At 66.1% G+C, this 4,473-nt stretch carries 1 protein-coding gene; it reads right to left on the bottom strand.

All coding sequences use genetic code 11. The features are described from left to right. Positions 1–4,473 (bottom strand): non-ribosomal peptide synthetase (locus NFL01S_RS33715; RefSeq protein WP_157117327.1); only part of this gene is annotated, 4,473 nt, incomplete at both ends.

Consider the following 4,473-nt stretch of genomic DNA (forward strand, 5'->3'; position numbering starts at 1 on the left):
GCCTCGAACAGCATGCGGACCGGGACCTGCACATCCAGTGCCTGCCCGACCCGGGCCGCGACCTGGGTCGCGATCAGCGAGTTACCACCCAGCGCGAAGAAATCATCATCGGCGCCGATCCGGTCGACACCGAGAACATCGGCGAACACACCCGCCACGATCTCCTCGATCGGAGTCGACGGCGCACGGAACTCCCGAGCCTCGAATTCGGGTTCCGGCAACGCTTTACGATCGAGCTTGCCGGAAGTGTTCAACGGGAACGCCTCGAGCACTACGACGGCCGCCGGGACCATGTAGGTCGGCAGGATCTCCCGCACAGCATCCAGCAGAACGGTCTGCACGATCTGCTGCCCCGGGGCAGGGACAACGTAGGCGACGAGTTGTTCACCGAGTTGTGAGGCAGCCACGACCACCGCGGCCTGGCTCACCTGCGGCTGCGCCAGGAACGCCGACTCGATCTCCCCCAACTCGATCCGCTGACCACGGAACTTCACCTGGAAATCCGTACGCCCCAAATACTCCAGCACCGCTTGGCCGTCGACCCGCTGCCAACGCACGAGGTCACCCGTGCGATACATCCGCCGGCCTGCGTCGAACGGGCTCGCCACAAACCTGTCAGAACTCAGATCCGGACGCGTCACATACCCACGCGCCAGCTGATCGCCCGCCAGATACAACTCACCCGTCACCCCCTCGGGCACCGGATGCAACCGCGAATCCAACACATACACACGGCTGTTCCACTGCGGCACACCGATCGGCACACTGCCCGACTCGTCACCCGTGGCCTGCCAATACGTGATCGACACAGCAGCCTCGGTCGGACCATACAAGTTGTGCACCGCAGCATCAGAAACCGCATGCATCGCCGTCACCGTCTCCGGCGGCAACGCCTCACCGATCACGAACACATGCTCGAGACTCGGAACCGAACCCACCGCAGTATGCGCCGCGAACACCGTCAACATCGACGGCACGAAATCCGTCACCGTCACTCGCTGCTCGACAATCACCCGCGCCAGATACTCCGGGTCACGATGACCATCCGGAGTAGCGACCACCAAATGCGCACCGGCAGCCAACGGCAGGAAATAACCCCACAGTGACACATCGAACGTCGTCGCAGTCTTCTGCAGGTACACATCCGACGCGTCCATCGGGTACTGCGCCAGCATCCACGCGACCTGATTCGCGATCGCCGAATGCGGCACCGCCACACCCTTCGGCCGCCCCGTCGAACCGGAAGTGAAAATGACATACGCGGTATTCGACGGCCGCACCGGCGCAAGCCGATCCACGTCCGTCAACGACGCAGCATCGAAACCACTCGTATCGAGCGTATCCAGCGCCAGCACCGGCACACCCGCAAGCGTGCCCACACTGCCACCGGCAACACGGCCACCGCCGACGGCACCGCCACCGCCGAGGCCGGCGTCTGCCGGTTCGATCCCCACAGCCTGCGCATCAGCCGTGGTGGACAGCAGGCAGACTGGTTCCGCGGTATCGAGGATGTAACCGATCCGCTCCCCCGGATGCGACGGATCCAACGGCACATACGCACCACCAGCCGCCACCACCGCATACATACCCACAACCAGATCCACCGACCGCGACACCAGCAACCCGACCAACGACTCCGGACCCACACCCTGCGCGATCAAATGCCGCGCCAGCCGGTTCACCCGAGCGGAGAACTCGCCGTAGGACAGACTCGTCCCCTCGAACGACACCGCCACCCGATCCGGGTGCGCCGCCGCCATCCGCTCGAACCCATCCAGCAGCAACCGCTCCGGCAGCACATGATCGGTCGCATTCCACTGACGCAACACGAGGTCGCGTTCCGCGTCGTCGAGCAGATCGATCTCGCCCAGCGGCCGGTCCGGTGCGGCGGTGAGCGCGGTGAGTACCCGCACCAGCTGGTCGGCGATCCGGCGCACATCGGCCTCGTCGAACATGTCCTGCCGATAGCCCGCGTTGACCTGCAACGTGCTGTCGAGTGTGGCGATCAGGCTCAGCGGGTAGTGGGTGGCGTCGACCGCGGTCAGCCCGGCCACCGCCATCCCGTCGATATCGGTGGCCTGCTCCTGGATACCCTCGGCGTCCACCGGATACGACTCGAACACCAACAGGGTGTCGAACAGGTTGGACTGCCCGGCCGCGGCCTGGATATCGGCCAGCCCCACGTAATGGTGATCCAGCAGATCGGCCTGCTCGCCCTGGGTCCGGGCGAGCAGATCGCGGGCGGATTCGTTCGGATCGAACCGTACCCGCACCGGGATCGTGTTGATGAACAACCCGACCATGGTCTCCACACCGGACAGCTGCGGCGGACGACCGGAAACGGTCGCACCGAACACCACGTCCTCGCGGCTGGTGATCCGGCCCAGCAGGATCGCCCACGCCACCTGCAGCACGGTGTTCGCGGTGACACCCAGTTCCGCAGCCAGCCGGGTGAGCCGGGCCGTGGCGGCGGCATCCATACCGAACGTGTACTCACCCGACAGCGCCTCGATCTCACGCGCCGACGCACCATTCGAGGAACCCGGGCTGCTGACCAGGGTGGGTTCGCTCACCCCGGCCAGGGCCTCGCGCCAGGTCGCCAGCGATGCGTCGTGGTCCTGCCGGCTCAGCCAGTCCAGGAAATGCCGGTACGAACGCGCCGCGGGCAAGGCGGTGCGATCGGCGCGGACCGCGTACAGCGCCAGCAGATCCTGCATGAGCAGCGGCATGGACCAGCCGTCGAGCACAATATGGTGATTCGACACCATGAATCGCCAGAGGTCCGGTCCGGTCTTGATCAGGGTGAACCTGATCAACCGCGGTTCGGTGAGATCGAAACGCCGCAACCGGTCGGCCTCGATCAAGTCGTCCGCGTTGCCCGTGGCAGTCCGGTCGTATTCGGACCAGTCGACCCGGACCTCGCTCAGCACCACTTGCACCGAATTGCCTTCGCCATCGGTGACGAACGCGGTACGCAGGTTTTCGTAGCGGTCCACCAGAGCCTGCGCCGCCGACCGCAGCCGGTCGGCATCCACCCGGCCGGTCAGCGTGAGCAATGCGTGCGCGGTGTACACATCCACCGATTCCGCAGCGAGCTGAGCGTGGAACAGCATGCCCGCCTGTAGCGAGGTCAGCGGCCACATATCGGCAACCGGCCACTGGAACCGCTGCTCGATGGTCTCGATATCGCGCTGCGATAACGTGACCAGCGGGAAGTCCGACGGTGTGAAGCCACCCGCTTCCGCGGACTCGGCATGGCGGGCCACGGCTTCCAGCGCCTGCACCCACAGTTCGCCGAACTCGGCGGCTTCGTCCGCCGACAGCTGGGTGGCCGGGTAACCGATCCGCGCGGTCAGCGCATCCCCGGCCACGATGGCGTTGATATCCAGCAACGCCATGGCCGGCATATCCGCGTCGTGATGGACATCCACCTCGAGATCGGCGGTCGGCAGCCAGCCGAAACCGTGCATCTCCTCGGGGATCTCACCGGCCCCGACGCGACCCAGGTAGTTGAAGTTCACCTGGCCCGGCATGATCTGCGGGAAGTCCGCGGCGGTCTCGGAGTTCATGTACCGCAGCAGGCCGTAACCGACACCCTTGTCCGGAACCGCCAGCAGCTGTTCCTTGACGAGTTTGAGCGCGGCACCCATTTCCGTCCCGCCGGACAACGCGGCCTCGATATCGATCCCGGCCGGCTCGAACCGGACCGGGAACAGCGCGGTGAACCAGCCGACCGTGCGGGACAGATCGGCACCGGGCACGACCTCTTCCTCACGGCCGTGACCCTCGAGCCGGATCAGCAACGGATCGTCCAGCGGCGCTCCCGGCACCCGCCGCGCCCGCCACGCGGCAGTCGCCAACACGAGTGCAGTGAGCAAGCCGTCGTTCACACCACCGTGGAACAACGCCGGGACCGTGGTGAGCAGCGCCTGGGTGACCTCCGGCGACACCTGCACCGCGTGCACCTCGACAACGCTCTCGGTGTCCACCGCCGGGTCCAGCCCGCGCTCGGTGAGCAGCGGCTCAGCAGTCCCCGCAACCGTCCGCCAATACTCGAGTTCGGCAAGCCGTTCCGGGCTGTGTGCATTGCGTTCGAGGGCATGCGCCCAGGTCCGCATGGACGTGACCGGTGCGGGCAGTTCCGGGGTCTGGCCCGCGCTGCGCGCGACGGCGGACAGCACGAGATCTGGTACCAGCACACGCCAGGACACACCGTCGATCGCCAAGTGGTGCGCGATGACCACCAGATGACCGTGCCGGTCCGCGGTATCGGGATCTAGCCACACGAACCGGACCACCACGCCATCGGCGGGATCGAGCTTGTCCAATGCGGAATCGACCGCAGCCGAAGCGATCGCGTTCAATTCGTCACCGGTGACCGCACCATCGAACACGATGTGGTCGATCAGCGCGTCCACGTCGACACTGCCCGGCGCGGCGGTTTCCACCAGCCAGTCGCCATCGGCGGAGTAG

The organism is Nocardia flavorosea NBRC 108225, from assembly GCF_001613385.1.
In the GTDB taxonomy this organism is placed as follows: domain Bacteria; phylum Actinomycetota; class Actinomycetes; order Mycobacteriales; family Mycobacteriaceae; genus Nocardia; species Nocardia flavorosea.